The 20,478-nt window shown below is 35.8% G+C and carries 21 protein-coding genes; 7 read left to right on the forward strand and 14 right to left on the reverse strand.

Annotated features, from left to right (window positions below; all coding sequences use genetic code 11):
- Positions 1-69: 69 nt before the first annotated feature.
- Entirely contained in the window at positions 70-549 is a 480-nt protein-coding gene (locus tag KHA94_RS14040) for a DUF456 domain-containing protein (protein WP_213102753.1), read from the reverse strand.
- A 99-nt stretch (positions 550-648) separates the two neighbouring features.
- Positions 649-2,259, reverse strand: coding sequence for a Na/Pi cotransporter family protein (locus KHA94_RS14045; RefSeq protein WP_420828170.1), 1,611 nt, complete (start codon positions 2,257-2,259; stop codon positions 649-651).
- Positions 2,260-2,517: 258 nt separating this feature from the next.
- On the opposite strand from KHA94_RS14045, the gene KHA94_RS14050 reads away from it, so the two are divergent.
- Positions 2,518-3,288: a DUF1189 domain-containing protein gene (locus KHA94_RS14050; RefSeq protein ID WP_213102755.1), complete on the forward strand. Its 771-nt coding sequence runs from the start codon at positions 2,518-2,520 to the stop codon at positions 3,286-3,288.
- Between the two features lie 166 nt (positions 3,289-3,454).
- On the opposite strand, the gene KHA94_RS14055 is transcribed toward KHA94_RS14050, so the two are convergent.
- Positions 3,455-5,158, reverse strand: coding sequence for a methyl-accepting chemotaxis protein (locus tag KHA94_RS14055; RefSeq protein ID WP_213102756.1), 1,704 nt, complete (start codon positions 5,156-5,158; stop codon positions 3,455-3,457).
- A 210-nt stretch (positions 5,159-5,368) separates the two neighbouring features.
- Between KHA94_RS14055 and KHA94_RS14060 the strand changes: the two genes are divergently transcribed.
- Both KHA94_RS14060 and ispG read left to right on the forward strand, forming a co-directional pair.
- Complete coding sequence (locus KHA94_RS14060) at positions 5,369-5,680, forward strand: hypothetical protein (RefSeq protein ID WP_213102757.1); 312 nt, start codon at positions 5,369-5,371, stop codon at positions 5,678-5,680.
- Positions 5,681-6,000: 320 nt separating this feature from the next.
- Complete coding sequence (gene ispG, locus KHA94_RS14065; protein ID WP_213102758.1) at positions 6,001-7,119, forward strand: flavodoxin-dependent (E)-4-hydroxy-3-methylbut-2-enyl-diphosphate synthase; 1,119 nt, start codon at positions 6,001-6,003, stop codon at positions 7,117-7,119.
- Positions 7,120-7,230: 111 nt separating this feature from the next.
- On the opposite strand, the gene KHA94_RS14070 is transcribed toward ispG, so the two are convergent.
- Entirely contained in the window at positions 7,231-7,611 is a 381-nt protein-coding gene (locus tag KHA94_RS14070; RefSeq protein ID WP_420828162.1) for a hypothetical protein, read from the reverse strand.
- A 175-nt stretch (positions 7,612-7,786) separates the two neighbouring features.
- Here KHA94_RS14070 and KHA94_RS14075 point away from each other — a divergent pair, with 175 nt between their 5' ends.
- A complete protein-coding gene (locus KHA94_RS14075; RefSeq protein ID WP_213102759.1) occupies positions 7,787-8,377 on the forward strand; it encodes a hypothetical protein in 591 nt (196 codons plus the stop codon).
- A gap of 14 nt (positions 8,378-8,391) precedes the next feature.
- Here KHA94_RS14075 and zur read toward each other — a convergent pair whose 3' ends face one another.
- From zur to KHA94_RS14090, 3 genes are read right to left on the reverse strand one after another with little or no spacing between them, the layout of a single operon-like run.
- Positions 8,392-8,805: a zinc uptake transcriptional repressor Zur gene (zur, locus tag KHA94_RS14080; protein ID WP_213102760.1), complete on the reverse strand. Its 414-nt coding sequence runs from the start codon at positions 8,803-8,805 to the stop codon at positions 8,392-8,394.
- A 38-nt stretch (positions 8,806-8,843) separates the two neighbouring features.
- A complete protein-coding gene (locus KHA94_RS14085; RefSeq protein ID WP_213102761.1) occupies positions 8,844-9,683 on the reverse strand; it encodes a metal ABC transporter permease in 840 nt (279 codons plus the stop codon).
- On the reverse strand, positions 9,680-10,474 hold the full coding sequence (locus KHA94_RS14090) for a metal ABC transporter ATP-binding protein (RefSeq protein ID WP_213102762.1): 795 nt from the start codon (positions 10,472-10,474) through the stop codon (positions 9,680-9,682). Before KHA94_RS14090 ends, KHA94_RS14085 begins: the two co-directional genes overlap by 4 nt.
- Positions 10,475-10,713: 239 nt before the next feature.
- Here KHA94_RS14090 and KHA94_RS14095 point away from each other — a divergent pair, with 239 nt between their 5' ends.
- The gene (locus tag KHA94_RS14095; RefSeq protein WP_213102763.1) at positions 10,714-10,968 is read left to right on the forward strand and encodes a DUF2624 domain-containing protein; all 255 of its coding nucleotides are present in this window, start codon (positions 10,714-10,716) and stop codon (positions 10,966-10,968) included.
- A 73-nt stretch (positions 10,969-11,041) separates the two neighbouring features.
- Here KHA94_RS14095 and KHA94_RS14100 read toward each other — a convergent pair whose 3' ends face one another.
- Together KHA94_RS14100 and KHA94_RS14105 are read right to left on the reverse strand one after the other, a co-directional pair.
- Positions 11,042-11,935, reverse strand: coding sequence for a deoxyribonuclease IV (locus KHA94_RS14100; RefSeq protein ID WP_213102764.1), 894 nt, complete (start codon positions 11,933-11,935; stop codon positions 11,042-11,044).
- A gap of 26 nt (positions 11,936-11,961) precedes the next feature.
- A complete protein-coding gene (locus tag KHA94_RS14105; protein WP_213102765.1) occupies positions 11,962-13,275 on the reverse strand; it encodes a DEAD/DEAH box helicase in 1,314 nt (437 codons plus the stop codon).
- A 172-nt stretch (positions 13,276-13,447) separates the two neighbouring features.
- Here KHA94_RS14105 and vrrA point away from each other — a divergent pair, with 172 nt between their 5' ends.
- Positions 13,448-14,404: a VrrA/YqfQ family protein gene (gene vrrA, locus KHA94_RS14110; protein WP_213102766.1), complete on the forward strand. Its 957-nt coding sequence runs from the start codon at positions 13,448-13,450 to the stop codon at positions 14,402-14,404.
- Between the two features lie 198 nt (positions 14,405-14,602).
- Positions 14,603-15,541: a 4-hydroxy-3-methylbut-2-enyl diphosphate reductase gene (locus KHA94_RS14115; protein ID WP_213102767.1), complete on the forward strand. Its 939-nt coding sequence runs from the start codon at positions 14,603-14,605 to the stop codon at positions 15,539-15,541.
- A 228-nt stretch (positions 15,542-15,769) separates the two neighbouring features.
- On the opposite strand, the gene KHA94_RS14120 is transcribed toward KHA94_RS14115, so the two are convergent.
- The 5 genes from KHA94_RS14120 to KHA94_RS14140 all read right to left on the reverse strand — a co-directional run bounded on the left by KHA94_RS14120 (position 15,770) and on the right by KHA94_RS14140 (position 20,441).
- A complete protein-coding gene (locus KHA94_RS14120) occupies positions 15,770-16,885 on the reverse strand; it encodes a Nif3-like dinuclear metal center hexameric protein (RefSeq protein ID WP_213102768.1) in 1,116 nt (371 codons plus the stop codon).
- Positions 16,882-17,592 carry a tRNA (adenine(22)-N(1))-methyltransferase gene (locus KHA94_RS14125; RefSeq protein WP_213102769.1) on the reverse strand — a complete coding sequence of 237 codons (711 nt, stop codon included), beginning with the start codon at positions 17,590-17,592 and terminating at the stop codon, positions 16,882-16,884. Before KHA94_RS14125 ends, KHA94_RS14120 begins: the two co-directional genes overlap by 4 nt.
- 232 nt (positions 17,593-17,824) lie before the next feature.
- Positions 17,825-18,187 carry a cytochrome c550 gene (gene cccA / locus KHA94_RS14130; RefSeq protein WP_213102770.1) on the reverse strand — a complete coding sequence of 121 codons (363 nt, stop codon included), beginning with the start codon at positions 18,185-18,187 and terminating at the stop codon, positions 17,825-17,827.
- A 482-nt stretch (positions 18,188-18,669) separates the two neighbouring features.
- Positions 18,670-19,809, reverse strand: coding sequence for an acyl-CoA dehydrogenase family protein (locus KHA94_RS14135; protein ID WP_213102771.1), 1,140 nt, complete (start codon positions 19,807-19,809; stop codon positions 18,670-18,672).
- 101 nt (positions 19,810-19,910) lie between these two features.
- On the reverse strand, positions 19,911-20,441 hold the full coding sequence (locus KHA94_RS14140; protein WP_213102772.1) for a hypothetical protein: 531 nt from the start codon (positions 20,439-20,441) through the stop codon (positions 19,911-19,913).
- Positions 20,442-20,478 lie beyond the last annotated feature (37 nt).

Raw genomic sequence — 20,478 nt, forward strand, 5'->3', positions numbered from 1 at the left:
TAAAATATATCCAATTTTTCAATCTGCCATTTTATTTTTTATCCTAGATTATGGTTTTCCCTCTAATTGTTAAATAACGAGAAAAAAATAAACAATCATTATGATCTGAATGATTCCTTTTGTAACAACACTGCTGATAAATCCAATAACTGATCCAAATCCGATTTTGACAGCTTCTTTCCATTCTTTTTTGTTTACAGCAAATTCAGCAATGATGGCTCCCAAAAATGGGCCGATTAGAATACCAAATACAGGGATCACAAAAGGTCCTAAAATAATTCCAATTGTACTTCCCCATATTCCTGCTTTTGAGCCGCCAAACTTTTTAACCCCAATCATATTTGCTAAATAATCTGCTCCAAAAAGCAAGACAACAAACAGACCCTGAATGACCCAAAATAACCAGTTGAATTCATCAAAAGTAAACACAAAGCCGTACAATAAAAAGCCAGCAATGAGGAAAAGCACACTTGGAATAATCGGATATACAAGCCCAACAAATGAAACAATAAATAAAATAATAATTAAACTCCAATAGAAGTGTTCCATTTTTCACCATCCACCATTATTAGTTTACTAATGAACATAAGCTTTCCCAAATAGCTTAATAGAGCAAGGAGGGACACCCTCCTTGCTCTTTATCATTAACTAATTTTCTTCTCCTAAAACAGCTTCGGCAATATTTACTGCATGATCACCAATTCTCTCAAGATTACTTACAATGTCTACATATACAATACCCGCTTGTCCAGAACATAGTCCTTCATTTAAACGCAGTATATGCTGTTTACGTAGCCTTCTTTCCATTTTATCAATTTCTTCTTCTTTTTGCACAACATGCGCAGCCACTTTTTTATCATTATGATCAAGCGCTTGTATTGATTCTGATACAGTAGAAATAGTGAGGTTAAACATCTCCTCTAAATCTGCCATAGCAGGTTCTGTAATCTTTACTTTATTCGCTTGAAGATATTCAATAAGCTCAATAATATTTTCGTAATGATCCCCGATTCTTTCAATATCTCTAACTGTATCCATCAGCATTGTATGCTCTTCTGATTCATGATCAGACAGTGAGCTAGTAGCTAGTTCTATTAAATATTCCGTAATTTTTCGATCTAGATTATTAAGTGCATCTTCAATTTGTATGGCATTATCTGAATGCTTTTGAAGTCTAGTCTTTAAGAATTCATGTGTTTCCTCTAAACCATGTATCGAAAATTTGCCCATTCTTAATACTTCCTCTTTTGCTTGTCCAAGCGCAATAGAAGGTGACTGTTCGATAAATACTGGATCTAGATGTTTGGCTTTGTATTCCAAGACAGAATCTTCACCCGGAATCAATTTTGTCACAATCCATGCTAATACCGCGACAAATGGCAATTGAATAATCGTATTAGACGCATTAAATATTCCGTGGGCAAAAGCGATTGTCATTTCAGGATTAAGACCCAAAGCATCCTGTATATTTCCAACTAATAACGTAAATGGTTTTAATAATATCAAGAAAATCGTTGTTCCAATTAAATTGAATAAAACATGTACTGCTGCAGCTCTTTTCGCAGCGACAGAAGCACCAATGGATGCTAGTATCGCCGTGATCGTAGTTCCAATATTATCTCCAAAAAGCACAGGTAATGCAGCATTTAAATCAAGAAGGTTTTCAGAAAATAGCCCCTGCAATATCCCGATGGTCGCACTTGAGCTTTGAACAATGACAGTAAAAACTGTTCCGACAATGACTCCTAAAATTGGACTTGAACTCAGATTTACTGTTAGATCATGAAAAGATTCAAGGGAGCTTAATGGTTTCATCCCTCCACTCATTAACTCTAAACCATAAAACAGTGCGCCAAATCCGAATACGATCTGACCAACATTATGAACCTTTTTATTTTTGAAAAAGAATAGTAAAACAGCACCCGCTGCAATAATAGGAAGTGCATATTCACCAACATCAATACCAATAATAAATGCTGTAACGGTTGTTCCGATATTTGCCCCCATTATGACGCCGATTGCTTGGCGCAGCGACATAAAACCAGCACTAACTAATCCAACTGTTATGACTGTTGTAGCCGAACTGCTCTGTATGAGGACTGTTACGAGCATACCCGCCAATACACCCATAAGAGGATTTGTAGTGAAACGATCAAGTAAATCTCTTAAACGGTCACCTGCTGATTTCTGAAGACCATCTCCCATATATTTAATTCCAAATAAGAAAATTCCAAGTCCGCCTAAAAATTCAAAAAGCATCTGCTGAATATTTAGTTCCACTTTCCCAACCCCTATTAAGTAATTAATTCGACATTTTTCTTCAAACACCATACAATTATTAATGAAGTTTTATTTCAAAGTAAAGAGTTCTCGGTCTAAATTTACAATACCTTTACAATAGAGCTTTATATTACAACTATATTACATTATTCAAAGGTCTTTTGCAGATCAAATACTTGTACTGCTGTATTTATCCGGTTAAAATAATGTGATGATCATTTTTAAGGGTGTGTCAAAATGAATATTTTCAAGCAATTTATTAAAAGTTTCTATTCTCCTAAGGACATTGCTATGTTCCGCTTTCAAGGAATAGGGAAAACGATTTTATACGTGTTTTTTCTTGTTTTTTTATCTATTATCCCATCTGTATATTATTTTAGTTCGGCTTTGATTAATGGTGTTAATGCAATTGAGGAAAGTGTAAAAAATGAACTTCCCCCTTTTCAAATTGAAAACGGTGTGCTGCAAGCAGAACAAGATGCTCCAATTATTATTAACAAAGAGGATTTTACGATAATTTTCGATTCTACTGGAACTGTAGATACTGAGAAGTTGGCAAATAGCGATAATACTTTAGCGATATTAAAAAATGATGCCTATTTTATAGCTGGAGGACAAGTTCAATCTTTGCCTTACTCCATGTTTCCAGATCTATCATTAACAAATGAGAGTTTGCTTGAATTATTAGCTAATGCAGATTCATCGTTACCTATTTTCATCCCATTACTTGCTGTTGTGATTTACATTTTTGCTAGCGGAATGAAATTTATCGAAATATCTATTCTTGCTTTATTCGGATTGTTTATGAAAAAAATGATGTTTAGAAATCTACAGTACAGTCAGTGTTGGAGATTGGCAGCTTATAGTGTTACACTTCCAACTATGTTTTTTACAATCATGAATAGTCTTCAAACTGTCGTACCCAATGGAGCCATCATCAATTGGTTCGTTGCCATTATGATCCTTTTCTTAGCTATAAAAGAAATACCTCAGCCGAGAAAAAAATAAAACGCGCGAAAGCGCGTTTTATTTTTTAGCTAAAAGAAAGTTTCAGCTATTAAGGTAATACGTAATGAGCAGCCTTGATAAATTACTGCTAATAATATCGCACAATAAAAACTAAGGCATTTCTCCAAAAAGGATTTTGCGAAGGCCTTAGTTTTTCTAATGTAAATTAATTGTTTATGGAATAACTGAACTCAGAGCTATGTTTTGCTAATGATTGCGATAAATCCTTTAACTTTTCTCCAGTCTGATGATTCATTCTCACATTATTCATTTGCCTTTGTGAGGCTTCAAGCATTTGTTCTGCACTCGCAAGAGTTTGCTGGGAAACTGAAACAAAGTTTTCTGCAGAAGATTCCATCTTTGGCATCGCATGATTAAGAGTTACTAACTCATTCTGGGCATTTTTTATCATGCCACTAACTTTTTCAATTTCAATCATTAGTGAATCAAATGATTTTCTACTTGCAGATGCCGTTTCAAGATGTGATTGGAAATTCCCTAGCATGTTGCTAAATTCACTGGATGCCTTAGAGGAGATCATCTCCATTTGCTCAATTGTTCGTTTTATTTCCTCAGTTGCATTTGATGATTGTTCAGCTAATAATCGAACCTCATTTGCAACAACTGCAAATCCGCTTCCAGACTCGCCTGCCCTTGCAGCCTCTATTGCAGCATTCAGGGCTAAAAGCTTTGTCTGTGCAGAAATTTGTTGAATAAAGGTAATAATTTTTGCAATGGATTCCGAATGATCTTTTACTTCTTGAACCGTAGATGCAACTCCCTGAAACTCTTGTCCAAAATGATCAAAAGCCTGAATTAGATTGCCTACACTCTTTTCACCATTATGTGCTGAATCATTCATAGATTGTGCTTTAATCATGACATCATTCATATGTACGAAAATATTTTCAATAGAGTTTTTCATATTTTGAAACATTTGAACGCTTTCCTCTGAACTGCTTGCCGTTTGTTCTGCACCTGTTTTAACAACTTGAATTGCTTCCATTAGCATTTCGTTCTCTTCCAATACCGTTCCTGACAGACTCTGAAGATCACCACCCGTTTTAGAAAGATCCATTGTCGTGGAGGATATTTTGTAAAGGAGAGCACTCATTTGCTTAATCATCGCGTCAAAGCTTTTGACAAGAGATGTTATTTCAGGAGTCGATGTATTTGCTTCAACATGAACATCTAAATTTCCATTCCTAGCTTCTCTCATTACTTCTCTTAATCTAGATAGCGGCCTCGTAAGGTTTCTCACTAAAAGACTAACTATGATAGAAGTAATTGTGAGACTAATTAATACAACAATAAATATGTATTTGGCCGTTTCATTATTTTCTTTTAAATACTGCTTTTGCGGGATAGCAATGGCATATATCCCTTTTAATTCTTGTACAGACTGGAATGATATTGTATACGGCTCCCCATTAATATTTTGATGGAAAAGACCATTCTCTTTTTTTCTGATTTCATCAATAATTGACTGAGAAAATTTGATATTTGTATTTTTGCTGATTTGAAATGGAGTAGCACCTTTTTCATTAACTAAAAAGAAATTCCCCGATATTCCATCTTGTGCAAGCTCCGCATCCTGGCTTTTTATTACTTGATTCATTTTTTTATTAAACTTTTCTTCATCACCTACATAGAGAAGCATCAGATTCTGTGCCATATCATAAATGGTCTGAACCTCTTTTGTTAAACGCTGCTCTATTAAGTTTATCGTTGTTTCTTTTGATTTTGCATATGAGATATACGCTACAGTAGAAACACTTACAAGAAGTAAGCCTAAAATCAAAACTAAAAGCCTTGTTTGAAGAGATATCTTTGTTAAAAAAATGTGAAAATTCTCTTTTATTTTCTTCATTTACAAATGGATGCCCCCTTCTATTCCCTGCGATCATTATTGCAAAGAAATATTAATAAAATGTAAAGAATAAGTAAATAAAACGTAATGATAACGTAATGATTATGTTAATTTTTTCTATTTAAAATATTTATTCTTCCTACGTTCTAAATTCTTTGGACAAGCATACTTATTTGTTATACAGCCATTTATTCTTGGAGGTTAATGAATATGAAGCGTCTAGCTGCATTTCTTATTTCTATCCTTATTGTATATGTGATATATTACGATTTAACCCAAGGTACATTGCCAGAATCAAAAGAACCAGTCATAGAAGCAATGGCACCAATAAACGGTTCCCTACCGTTTTTCGAAAAAAAGGTTAGTCCAGGTGAAACTGTTCTATCAATCGTTGAGAAAAAAATAAATGGACCCCTTCCAGTCCCCATTAACAAGGTTATTTCTGATTTTACAAACTTGAATAAAGGTATAAAGCCAGAGGAGATAAAATTTGGATATACTTATAAATTTCCGAATTATTAGGAAAACTTGGCATCCGTTCTTTTTTAGTTTCTTATGCGATCTTTTAGGAGTTATTTAATTAAACACTAACTTTACTTTAGTACTTTAATAAATTTAAACCTTCCTATTGCTCAAAAAACTAGTCATTACATAGTCCTTTCGGCAATTGCATCTTAACAAAGTGGAGTGCCTTTTAATCAGCGATTAAAAAAATCCTATTCATGAACAGCCAACATTCTTGTCAATTCCAGAGAATCATTGATACAATATTAATGTGAAGTTTTATTTCATTATTGGAAACAACATAAATAAAATGATCAGTAAAAAGGAGCGAATCTCCATTGAGTGAACTTATACATCGTACAAAAACTCGCCCTGTTAAAGTTGGACCTTTAACAATCGGCGGCAGTAATGAGCTTTTTATCCAAAGTATGACAACAACAAAAACACATGATGTCGAAGCTACAGTTGCTGAAATAAAACGCTTAGAAGAAGCTGGCTGCCAAATCGTGCGGGTTGCTTGTCCTGACGAAAGGGCGGCAGATGCTATTGCAGATATTAAAAAACAGATCAACATTCCTCTTGTTGTAGATATACATTTTGATTATAAGCTTGCTCTTAAAGCAATTGAGGGCGGTGCTGATAAAATCAGAATCAATCCAGGGAATATCGGAAGACGTGAAAAGGTTGAAGCCGTTGTAAAAGCGGCAAAAGCAAAGGGTATTCCGATTCGAATCGGTGTAAATGCCGGATCGTTAGAAAAAAAGATTCTTGAAAAATATGGATATCCAACTGCAGATGGAATGGTGGAAAGTGCCCTTCATCACATAAAAATTCTTGAAGATCTAGATTTTCATGATATTATCGTCTCAATGAAAGCATCAGACGTTAACCTAGCTATTGAGGCTTATGATAAAGCAGCGAGAGCCTTTGATTATCCATTGCATTTAGGTATAACTGAATCTGGCACTTTATTTGCTGGTACTATTAAAAGTGCAGCAGGATTGGGTGCTATTTTGAATAAAGGCATTGGAAATACACTTCGTATTTCATTAAGTGCGGACCCTGTGGAAGAAGTTAAAGTTGCGCGTGAATTACTTAAGGTATTTGGCCTTTCTTCGAATGCAGCCACGTTAATTTCATGCCCAACTTGCGGTCGTATCGAGATTGATTTAATTAGCATTGCAAATGAAGTAGAGGAATACATCCAAAAAATAAAAGCCCCTATTAAAGTAGCTGTTCTTGGCTGTGCTGTTAATGGCCCTGGAGAAGCCAGAGAAGCTGATATTGGTATTGCTGGTGCAAGGGGAGAAGGCCTTTTATTCCGCAAAGGAGAAATTGTACGCAAAGTTCCTGAGGCCACAATGGTCGATGAATTAAAAATTGAAATTGACAAAATAGCAGCGGAGTATTTTGCAAAGCAAGAAGAGGAAAAGAAAAAAGCTGAATCAGTAAATTAAACCTTAAGCCTTCAATATGGAGCTAGACATAACTCTAACTGAAGAAATATTATTAATTCATAAAAAGCCTGGCATTCGGTGCCAGGCTTCTTTATTTTTGTTAAAAATTTTTTAAAAAAATGGTAGGATAAACATCCCTACAATTATTGATACAACTCCGATTCCTATTGCCCAGTTTCCAAGGGTTCTAGCCCCTCTCGCCCGTGCAACAAAGCCAAGCACAATGCCTGTCGCTCCTAACAGGATTGGTAACACAAACAATGAGATGATGGAAAGAACCAAAGCAGAAATCCCTATTCCCCTACCTGCTGTATCAGTCTCATCTTCCTTCTCATTTTCTATATCCCTGTCCCTGTCATATGAAACAGGTGCAGCAAGTTCAGCAGAGGTTTCTTCTGTATAATCTGCAACTCCATATTGGTTCTTTTCTTCAATTTCTTTCGCTTCACGAAGATCATAATCTTCGTATTCACGTTCTTGATCTGCCATCATGATCCCTCGCTTTCAAATATGGAAACAATTCTTTCCATTTAGCAACCCTTGATGCATTTCTTTTGGAGCATTAATATTGTTTACGAAAATGTTTTATTTAATGATGTTAATGTTTTACTTTAGCTCTTGTTTTTACTAAGATATAGATTGAACTTTGTTATAAGGGGAGTATTTTATGAAAAAGCGGTTTGGTATAGATATTGATGGGACCGTCACTTGTCCATCATCTTTAATTCCATATTTAAATCATGCATTTAATCTTAATATTACATTAAATGATGTAAAACAATACGACCTTAACCATTTAGTCGATATTTCTGAAGAGGAGTTTGCTAACTGGTTTGCTGAAATAGAGCCAGTTATTTATGCTGAATCCCCACTTGCAGACGGAGCTAAACATATTTTGAATAAATGGGAAAAGGAGCATGAATTGTTTTTTATTAGTGCACGAGGATCACATCTGCTTAATTTGACAAAGGAATGGTTCTTAAAAAACGCATTGAGCTTTCATCATATTGATTTAATTGGTACCCATAATAAGATTAAAGCAGCTAAAGAATATAAAGTAGATATCTTCTTCGAGGATAAACACGACAATGCTGTAATGATTCATGAAGAATGTAAAATACCTGTCGTTTTATTTGATACTCCATACAATCAGGAGCCAATTCCAAGTGGGGTCATCCGTGTAAATAATTGGGCAGAAGCAAATATTTGGGTAGAAAATTGGCTAAAAGGAGAAATAAGACAGAAAAACGGCAGTTAAGCCGTTTTTCTGTTTTAACTAACACATTCAGGACATCGGCCATATATTTCAAACTTATGTCCTGATACATCATAGCCTCTTAAATTATCCTGCAGCTCTTTCATTGGACAGGTTTCAATTTCTTTCGTTTTTCCGCAATCTAAGCAAATGAAATGATGGTGATGATGATCATGAGAACAAGTAAACCGAAAATGCTTTTCTCCTGATAGCTCCGTCATTTCAAAAATACCAAGTTCAAAAAATAAAGACAAATTCCTATATATTGTATCAAAGCTTAATCCTGGATAATCATCCTTCATCCATGTAAGAACATCTCTTGCTGTTAAATATTTATTGCTTTTAGCAAATAATTGCAGCATTTCTTCTCTTTTACCCGTATGCTTATACCCTTTATCCTTTAGCAGCTGTAATGCTTCATTAATATCCACATCATTCACCTCTTTATAAAGTAACCCTTCGTCTATACCTATTTTAGCTTAATTGTCAATTTTTTCATAAGAATTGTTATAATCAAAATAAGTACTGCGATCATGACGATCGTTCCACCAGGTGCTATATCTAAATAATAGGAAAGCGAAAGCCCACTTAACACAGATATTTCTCCGAATAGAATAGAAAATAAGATTGTTTGTTTAAATCCGGTAGCAATTCGGATACTTGCAGCAACTGGTAAAGTCATTAATGAAGAAACAAGTAAAATACCAACAATTCTCATCGAGGCTGCAATCACGAGTGCAACCATTATGATAAAAATAAAATGAACACTTTTTGCTGCAATTCCAGACGCTTTCGCATGCTCTTCATCAAATGATAATAAAAATAATTCTTTATATAATAAAATAACCAATGTAATAACAAGAATGCTTATGATCAAAATCGTCCAAAGATCGATACGGCTTACCGCACTCACACTTCCAAATAAATAACCCATTATATCCGTATTAAGCCCATCAGTAAGAGAAATAAAAATGGCTCCTAAACCAATCCCCCCTGATAAAATAATTGGGATAGCAAGCTCTTGGTAATGCTTATATACAGCGCGTAGTTTTTCAATAAATAATGCCCCCGTCACTGAAAAGGCCATTCCCATATACATTGGATTCAAGCCTGAGAAAGTCATAAAATTTTTCTCTAAATAAAGACTCGCTGCAATTCCTGCTAGAGTCACATGGCTTAGTGCATCTGCTATTAAAGATAATCTTCGAACAACAATAAAAACTCCTAATAAAGGAGCAATAATACCTATGATAATGCCTGTTAAAAAGGCATTTTGCAAAAATTCATATTGTAAAATCCCTGCTATCATTGCTCTGTACCTCCATGGTGATGATGGTCATGATTGTGTGTGAGAATATGGATATCATGACCATAAAAATCCGACATTTCATCCTTTTTCAATTCCTCAAATTCTGCCGTTTTTCCATGGAAATGCAAATGCTTATTTAAACATGCCACATGTGTAACTTTATCAGAAATGGCACCGATATCGTGAGTCACTAATAAAAGAGTAATTCCTAGATCCTTATTTAGGCTATCGAGCATTTGATAAAACGATTGAACATTTTGAGCGTCAACTCCTACTGTTGGCTCGTCAAGAATCAAAAGTTTCGGATCACTCACTAACGCTCTTGCAATAAATACACGTTGCTGTTGTCCCCCTGAAAGCTCACCTATATTGCGATTTTTAAAAGGGTGGAGGCCCACAGAATCTATAGCCTGAATAACCTTTTGGTGATGCTCTTTTTTTAGAAATTTAAATAATCCAAGTTTTTTCGTTAATCCGCTCGCAACAACCTCAAATACAGTTGCAGGAAAGCCTGTATTAAAGGAGTTTGCCTTTTGGGAAACAAAACCAATCTTTTGCCAGTCTTTAAAACGGCTAATATCCTGTCCGAAAAGGTGAATTTCTCCCTTTTGAGTTTTTATCAATCCAAGAATTAGCTTTAACATTGTAGATTTTCCAGACCCATTTGGTCCAACAATTCCTAGAAATGCCCCTTCCTCGATAGACAAATTAATATTTTCAAGCACATTTTCTTTATCATAACGATACGAAACTTGCTTTAATTCAATAATTGGCTTTTTTTGAGCCTTCATTTTGTATCACCTTTTAATATTAAGAATCATTCCGATTTAACAATGGTTAGTATACATGAACTATAAAGGAATGTAAAGAAACAAGATTAGATTGGAAAAGATCTGATTTAATCGCTGTATTACATACTTTAATCCTCTGCTAAATAAAGTTTAACACTAAACTAAAATGTTTTTCGTTCCATATAACTGTCACGATTTTCATTTCGCCTACATAAAGTACATTGGAGGAGTGATAAGAATTGAAAATATTTGAGAACATCATCAATTATAAAATAAATAATATGACTGCCGCTGAATTATTAAAATATGCTGAGCAATTTCAAATTTCTATTACAAAACAACAGGCAACTAAAATAGCTGAGTATCTCAGAGGAAAACAGATCGATATTTTTAATGATACTGAACGCTCCAAAATTGTGAAAGAAATTGCAAAGATTGCTGGACCAGAAACCGCTAGGGAAGTAAATCGACTATTTATTGAATTTACAAAATAAAATGAAGCAAAAGCTGTGAGTATCATTCCACAGCTTTTGCTTCATTTTGATCATAGCTGGCAATATTTGATAATTACCCTTGCATAATTATATCTAATAGATTTTCATTAAATTCTTCTGAACGAAGCATTGAAATTTCATGTTTATACGGTGCCTTTTTATTATTCTTATCCTCACCGACAAAAGGAGTTTCAAGAATTTTTGGTACATCCTTCAACTGCGGATGATGGACTATATAGTTTAATGCTTTGAAACCAATATGGCCAAAACCAATATTTTCATGACGGTCTTTTCTCATACCCCGTTCATTTTTACTATCATTAATATGCAAAACTTTTAATCGATCAAGACCAATAATCCGATCGAATTGCTCTAAAACACCATCAAAATCTTCAACGATATTATAACCAGCATCATGTGTATGGCAAGTATCAAAGCAGACAGATAAGTGATCATTATAGTTAACACCATCTATAATCATAGCAATTTCCTCAAAGGATTTTCCACATTCAGAACCTTTACCTGCCATCGTTTCAAGAGCAATCTGAACTTTCTCATCTCCAGTTAAAACTTCGTTAAGACCTTCAACAATTTTCTTAATACCAGCCTCAGTACCAGCTCCAACATGAGCACCAGGGTGTAAAACAATCTGTTTAGCTCCAATTGCCTCTGTACGATCAATTTCCGTTCTTAAAAAATTTACACCTAAATCGAATGTAGCTGGATTTGTCGTGTTTCCAATATTAATGATATAAGGAGCATGTACGATAATATCAGAAATACCATTTTCCTTCATGTGTTTCAACCCAGCATCAATGTTTAATTCTTCAATTTTTTTTCTTCTCGTGTTTTGAGGTGCTCCTGTATAAATCATAAATGTATTTGAACCATAGGAAACAGCTTCCTCACTAGCTGCCAAAAGCATGTTCTTTCCACTCATAGAAACATGTGATCCAATTTTTAACATTTTATATCTCTCTCCCTGTTAAATGCTTATTTTTTACGCTGCAACCTTTTTTGTCGTTTTTTAAAGCTCTCTATTTCGGATTGCATTTTCTTTTTGTAACCAGGCTTTACTTTTTTTGGTTTTTTAACAATAGATTTTGCTTGTTTATCAATATCATCGGCTTGTTTCTGGCGATTTTTTCGTTTATTTCGTTGTCCTAAATCAGTCCATCCATCTTTTTGAAGATCAACATGTTTGAATTCAATTCCCATTTTCTCAAGACGGTTTAACGAATCTTCATCAGCTGGGTCATATATGGTAAGTGCAATTCCTGAATGGCCAGCACGAGCTGTTCTGCCTACACGATGAATATAAAAATCTAAATCTGATGGAAGCTCATAGTTGATTACATGGCTAATCCCTTGAATATCAATTCCTCGAGCAGCTAAATCAGTTGCTACAATAAATTGATACTCTAAATCTTTTATTTGCTTCATCATTTTTTTACGTTCCCGTGGATTCAAATCACCATGGATTCGTCCAACTTTTAAGCCGCTCTCAATAAGCATATCTGCGACCTCATCAGCCATTTTCTTTGTATTTGTAAATACAATAGCTAGATACGGATTAAAAACAGTTAAAGCTTCTTGAACAAGCTTAACTTTTTTTCTATGTCTAGACGGCATAATCCAGTGTTCGATCTTTGCAGCTGTAACCTGTTTTGGTTCTATTTGAATAAATTTTGGATTTTCCATATACTTTTTCAAAAACGGCTTTAATTTTTCCGGAATCGTTGCAGAAAAAACAAGCATTTGCAGTTTTTCCGGCATTTTTGCTGCGATTTGGTCAACATCCTCAATAAAGCCCATATCAAGCATTAAATCTGCTTCATCTACAACAAGCATGTTTGCTGTATGCACGAATAAGGCTTGTTCCTTCACTAGATCATTAATTCTGCCTGGTGTCCCAACTACAATTTGCGGCTGTGTTTTTAATTTTTCAATTGATCTCTGCTTATCCGTTCCACCAATGAAAACTTTTGATGATATTTCTTCTCCAACTCGACAATGCTTCGTAACCTTTAAGATTTCATGGTAAATCTGACTTGCAAGTTCTCTTGTTGGTGCTGTAATGACTGCCTGTACTTCCTGTTTTTCAGGATTAACTTTTTGTAAAATCGGTAAAACATAAGAATGAGTCTTTCCTGTACCTGTTTGAGATTGACCAATTGCACTGTCACCTTTAATAATTGTGGGAATCAATCTTTCTTGTATTTCTGTTGGCTCATAAAAGCCCAATTCCTCCACAGCATTTAGAATAAAAGATTTAAAATTAAAGCGATCAAATTTTGTTTCATTCATATTGTTAACTCCTCAATTCATCTAATCATCCTGTTATTATAATAAAATTCGTATGAAATAACCACAAATTCCTCTTTTATACGAGAAATTAAATCCTCCCAAACGAACAAAAACCATTTCAAAAATAGTGCATACCTTATTAATATTAGAGAAAAGATAGGAGGCAAAGTAAATGAATTATGGATCAAGGATACCATCTCGAGGTGGCATGCCTCCACAGCCATTTATGAACCCAATGCAAGGGCGTCCTCCAATGATGCCTAATTTACCAATGATGGGCGGAGGTTTTAGGCCTCCTGGGGGACCTTTTCCAATGAGGCCTAATTCACCAATGATGGGCGGAGGTTTTAGGCCTCCTGGAAGACCTTCTCCAATGAGGCCTAATTCACCAATGATGGGCGGAGGATTTAGACCTCCTGGAAGACCTTCTCCAATGAGGCCTAATTCACCAATGATGGGCGGAGGATTTAGACCTCCTGGAGGGCCTTCTCAAATGATGCCTAATTCACCAATGATGGGAGGGGGATTTAGGCCTCCTGGGGGACCTTCTCAAATGCGGCCTAATTCACCAATGACGGGAGGGGAATTTAGACCTCCTGGAGGACCTTCTCAAATGATGCCTAACTCACCAATGATGGGAGGGGGATCTAGGCCTCCTGGGGGACCTTCTCAAATGCGGTCGGGTAGAGGAGGAGGATTATTAGCCAAACTCTTCGGTCGAGGCAATCAATCTTTGGGTATGGCGGCTGGACCTATGCAAACTGCCAGCAGAGCTATGGGGTCAGGCGCTGCAAATACAGGAGGAGGCATTCTAAAATCCTTAAGCAATCCAGCGGCTATTAACGGTTTTTTAACCAATTCACAAAAAGTATTATCGACCGCACAGCAATTTGGGCCAATGTTCCAGCAATACGGGCCAATTGTTAAGAATATCCCATCTATGTGGAAGGCTTTTAGAGGGCTAACAAGCTCAACAGATAAATCTGCTGGGGATAATGTCCGAAAAAATAATAACTCGTCTATAAAAACCACTAAAGAAAAGAAAAACGAAATTCCAATTGAGAAACTACCAATACAAAATGTTAAAAAAGAGAAAAAAGGGCAATCAAAACCAAAAATATTCTTTTAGAACCGTTTGACATTTAACATTGGAAAGAAAAAGGTTAAAAGGAATCGTCAATATAGTCGATTTCTTTTTTATTTTTCTGCAAATCTCTATTAGTATTATTATTTACAGATGTCCTATATAATAGTATACGTAATTGCAAATTTTCCTGCTAAAACGTCAATTATTTATAGATCATAAATATTTGGGAGGTAATCATACATGGAAGTTATTAAAATTTCGCCACGCGGCTACTGTTACGGAGTTGTTGATGCAATGGTGATTGCACGAAATGCAGCTCTTGATAAATCCTTGCCACGTCCAATTTATATACTTGGCATGATCGTCCATAATAAGCATGTGACTGATGCCTTTGAAGAAGATGGGATTATTACCCTCGATGGGAATAACCGAATGGATATTCTTGAAAAAGTTGATAAGGGCACAGTCATTTTCACTGCCCACGGGATTTCTCCTCAAGTTAGGGAATTAGCAAAGCAAAAGGGACTAGTAACAATTGACGCTACTTGCCCTGATGTAACAAGAACGCATGAATTAATTGAGAAAAAAGTAAAAGAAGGCTTCCAAATCATTTATATAGGGAAGAAAGGCCATCCAGAACCAGAGGGAGCAGTTGGAGTAGCACCAAATGCTGTACATCTTGTACAAACAATTGAAGATGTTCATGCGCTTAACATCCAAAATGATAAGATTGTCGTTACCAATCAAACAACAATGAGTCAATGGGATGTTAAGCATGTGATGGAAGAAATTAAAGAAAAGTACCCACAGGCAGAGTTCCATAAAGAAATATGTCTTGCAACCCAAGTTCGGCAAGAGGCAGTGGCTGAACAAGCTGGTAAAGCAGATGTGCTAATTGTAGTCGGCGATCCGAAAAGCAATAATTCGAATCGACTAGCACAGGTTTCAGAAGAAATTGCCGAAACGAAAGCTTATCGAATTGCGGATATTTCCGAGCTTAATATAGACTGGATTATGGATGCAAAAACGGTTGGTGTTACATCTGGTGCATCAACACCAACCCCTATTACAAAAGAAGTTATTTCTTTTATCGAGCAATTTGATCCCCAGGATAAAAATACGTGGGTAAAAGAGAAAAAAGTACCATTAAGTAAAATCTTGCCTAAAGTAAAGAGATAAAGTGAAACTTCCATCAGTGGGGGTTTTCTTTCACCCCCCACTGATGGTTAGTTGAACCAATCGGGCCTTTACGGGCAGTTGATCCCCCACTTAGGTTTCTTTGATTCTCTCGCAACCTTGAAGTGGGGGTCTTACTGCCCGTTAATCTGCGATAATTAGAAAATCGCAATTTCAAATGAAAAAAGAACCTGTTCACTTGAACAGGTTCTTTTTAATAATTGGTTATAACTATACAAATTGAAAAGGGTCCGTATTTATTTCTGAAGGGAAGATAGTGACTTTGAATTCCTTTTCTCGACACATTTGAGCCAATTTCTTGGCCACCCCATTTTTCATTACTTTTTCAACATTATGACCGGGGTCGACAATATTTAATCCCATCATCATGGCATCATGAGCAACATGATAGTACATGTCACCTGTAACATAAACATCAGCACCCTTAAATTTTGCAGATATAAAATATTTATTTCCGTCTCCGCCTAATACAGCAACTTTTTTCACCTTTGAATTTAAATCTCCAACGACGCGAACACCTGAAACATCTAGCGACTGTTTAACATGGTTGGCAAAGTCTCTAAGAGACATCTCAGGAATTTCACCAATTCTTCCTAAACCTAACTTTTCTCCTGAATTCTCAAGCTTATAAATATCGTAAGCAACCTCTTCATATGGATGCGATTTAAACATCGCAGAAAGAATCCTCTTTTCAAGATGCTCTGGAAATATAGTTTCAACTCTTTGTTCTACAACTGTTTCCAACTTTCCTTGTTGACCGATATGGGGATTTGTTCGTTCTCCAGGTAAAAATTGTCCTGTACCAGTTGATGAGAACAAGCAATGGCTATAATCTCCAATTGAACCTGCACCTGCGTCACCTAAAGCTTTTTTAACAACCTCTGCAGATTGTTCTGGAACATAGACAACTAGTTTTTTCAATTGTATTTCTGTTGTGGGGTAAAGAACCTCTGTATTTGTTAGCTGTAATGCTTCCGCTAGCATATCATTCACACCGCCAACTGCTACATCTAAATTTGTGTGAGCAGCGTAGACAGCAATATCATGCTTTATTAACTTCTCAATAATTCTTCCTGAGGGTGTATCTGTCGCAATGGATTTTAGTGGACGAAAGATCGGCGGATGGTGCGCAATAATAAGCTGAACATTTTTCTCGATTGCTTCATCAACTACTTCTTCTAGCACGTCTAAAGCGATCATTATATTTTCAATTGGCTTATTTAGCCTTCCAATTTGCAGACCTATCCGATCTCCTTCCATTGCATAACTTTTTGGGGAAAACTGTTCAAATAGCTGAATGATTTGGTGCCCATTTACTACCTTCAATGACTTAATACCTCCTCGGCCATTTCTATTTTCTTTATCAGTTCATTTTTTTTGTTAATTGTTTCTTCTGTGTCAGCAGCTCTTGAGAGTTGATCTAAAATCCTTTGCCAGTTATTCAACTCGGTTAACCACTTCTTCTTAAAAATGTCTGATTTCTCTTTTAATAAAAACGGTCCAAACAGTAATTCCTTTTGCAAATCTTCTCTAGGTTTACTTGTTGCTATTCCTTGTTCAGCTACTATAATCTCATATATCTTTTCATCTTCTTCGAGAATTTCTTCTGCTATTAACACCCAACCATTATTCAAAAGCCAATTTCTAATAGTCACTGCACTAATATTTGGCTGCAGCACTAATCTTTTTGTTGAACTTAACTTTTCCTTTCCTTCTTCCAGAATACTTGTGATTAATGCACCACCCATTCCCGCGATCGTAATACAGTCAACTTCGCCAGAGCTAATTACTTCTAAACCATTTCCCTTTCGGACAGTAATTTGATCATTTAAGCCTTCAATTTCAACTTGTCTTTTCGCAGATTGAAATGGCCCTTCTACTACTTCTCCAGCAATAGCAAAGGAAACTAGTCCTTTTTTTACTACATGACAAGGTAAATAAGCATGATCAGAGCCAATGTCAGCCAACCGAGAGCCTTTAGGTATATAATTCGCTACAGTTTCTAAACGTTGTGATAATTTATCAGTATTCATTCGTTCACCATTCCAATAATTTTAGAAAAGAAGGAGATCTTTCTATCTCTATAGAATTAGAAAAACTTGACGTTCGCTAAAATTCCTTTCTGCGAATGCCTTAGTTTTAATCATATTAGCAGAAACTTAATCAATATTTCAATTTTACATTAACACTTTAATAAACTTAAACTTTCCTACTAGCTAAAAAAAGTCCTTTACGAATGCAAAGGACTTTCTTTATATTAGAACATTATTTAATTTCAGCTAACCACGCAGCCATATCGCCAGCCTTGTCAGCAGGAACTAAACCAGGAGGCATTGTACCTTTACCATTTGTAACAATATCAGCAATTTCATCCTTCGATAGACGATCACCAACTCCTGTTAATGCAGGTCCTACTCCGCCCTGATACTGGTCACCGTGGCATCCGATACAGCTTTTTTTATAAATCTCTTCAGGGCTTGCTGCAGCCGTTTCTTCTTGTTTCTCGCCCTTGCCTTCTTTTTCAGCAGCAAGTTGTTCCGCATCACCAAGTCCTTTGAAGGAAATCAGGAACATTGCAACAATACCAAATGCAAAAATTAAGATATACGGCATCACTGGATTTTTCATGTATTAACCTCCCTTATGTAAGAACATATCACTTTTATTAAGTATTTATACAAACAATCTCTATTCTACTTCAAAATAGGAAGAAGGAAAAGCCCTAAAGCAAATTTTGTCAAATCAATTTCGGAAATTAGACAAAAACTCCATCTACGAGGATGGAGTTTTGTTCGCTATTCTTATTAATCAACTCCAATAGGCTCGAGTTCGCAAGCCAATCCTCTCAGAAAGGTAAAAGAACACCTTTCAAAAAGGCTCGTCTTATGCTAGTCGTCCCTGAGCACAAAGGAAAGCTTCCTTGAATAAACTTCGCAGAAACAATTTGATCTGTAATTGTTTCGAAGGCGCTTCCGCTTTTCGATTTGTCTAGCTACAGCGCCTAGAGGCTCGAGGTCATAAGCCAGTCTGCCAAGAAGGTTAAAGAACAACATTCTCGTCAGCCCGTCTTATGCTTGTCGCCTCTGATCAAGGCGCTTCCGCTTTTCGATTTAACAGCCAATTTGACGTGCTATGACCATTCTTTGTATTTCAGATGTTCCTTCTCCGATTTCTGTTAATTTACCATCTCGCATATACCGCTCTACATGGTAATCCTTCATGTAGCCGTATCCTCCATGGACTTGCACTGCTTGATCCGTGATCTCCATGCAAATCTCTGATGCATACAATTTACACATTGATGCTTCCTTTGAAAAAGGTCTGCCTTGGTCTTTTAACCACGCTGCTTTGTACACCATATTTCTTGCAAGCTCTATTTTCATTGCCATATCTGCAAGCTTAAATTGAATAGCCTGAAACTGGGCCAGCGTCCGACCAAATTGCTGTCTTTCCTTTGCATATTGCAATGTTTTTTCATATGCTGCCTGAGCAATTCCAACAGCCATCGCGCCAATTCCAATTCTTCCGCCATCTAGAGTTATTAAAAACTGCTTAAAGCCTTCCCCTTTTTTGCCGAGCAAGTGCTCAGTCGAAACGCGAACGTCTTCCAGTACGAGTTCAGTTGTATTTGATGCATTCAACCCCATTTTTTCGTAATTATCTATTACCTTAAAGCCTTTTGTATCCGTTGGTACTATAATCGCACTTATTTCCTTCTTACCTTCCTTTTCTCCAGTAACGGCCGTTAAAGCTAGATTCTTGGCATAGCTAGCATTTGTAATAAAACACTTATTGCCATTAATAATATATTCTCCATCTTTTTCTACAGCAGTTGTTCTAGTTCCTCCTGCATCTGAACCAGCGCTCGGCTCTGTCAGCCCAAATGCTCCCAGGGATTCACCCCTACAAATAGGCACCAAATATTTTTGTTTTTGTTCTTCTGTTCCGAATAAATAAAGTGGCGCTCCTCCTAGTGAAATATGGGCAGAATAGGTTATTCCCGTTGAGCCACATGCACGGCTTAATTCCTCTGTTACAATAGCAAAGCTGATTGTATCTGCACCTGAACCGCCATATTCTTCAGGAAAAGGCAAACCCATTAATCCAAGATCAGCCATTTTCTTAAATATTTCTTCTGGAAATTTCTTTGTCCTATCTCTTTCAAGCGCTCCAGGAGCTACTTCTTCATCTGCAAATTCCCGTATCGTTTTCAAAATCATTTCCTGCTCATTTGTTAAATTAAAATTCATCTTCATCCCCCTCTTGAAGCTCATTTGTATACGCTTTCATATATATTATAAGAGAGAAGGGGTAATTTTCACAACATTTAAAAATTTTTAAAAATATATTATTATTTAAATATAAAAATAAGTAATAATATTAATCCTGAAATGCCAGAGATGCTAAAGGAAGGAAGTTTTAATTTCCATCCCACAATCATCCAAATAATGCAATTTATTACTAGGTTAGAATACAGTAATAATGGACTATCAGGGTAGACACTTGAAAAAAATTCAACAGAAGCTAATAATATTATTAATGCTGCTACAAAAAGAGGAATTTGCAGTAAGATTCCTTTTCTAGAAAAGTAAAATGTGAATAAAATGGCAGTAAAAACAAATAAAAGTGAAAAGGTCATTTGCAAAATAATAGATAATTCAGTAAAATGGATTAAAAACACGGATAATGGAACAAGAAGTAAAAAAAGGTAATGATTTTTCTGAAAATTTTTTTTAGTTATACCTAAACCTTCCGTTTCCTCCTGTTGGTTTCCTTCCGTGTATAAAGCTAATAAATAGTCACAATATTGTTCAGGAAGCATTCGATTTTTTTTCCAATTGACAATTTCGTTAATGATGATCTTTTTTCTTGTTTCATTCATTTTTGCTTCACGCCCATTCTGGAACTTAAAGATAATA

The organism is Cytobacillus citreus (assembly GCF_018343665.1).
GTDB lineage: Bacteria > Bacillota > Bacilli > Bacillales > Cytobacillaceae > Cytobacillus > Cytobacillus citreus.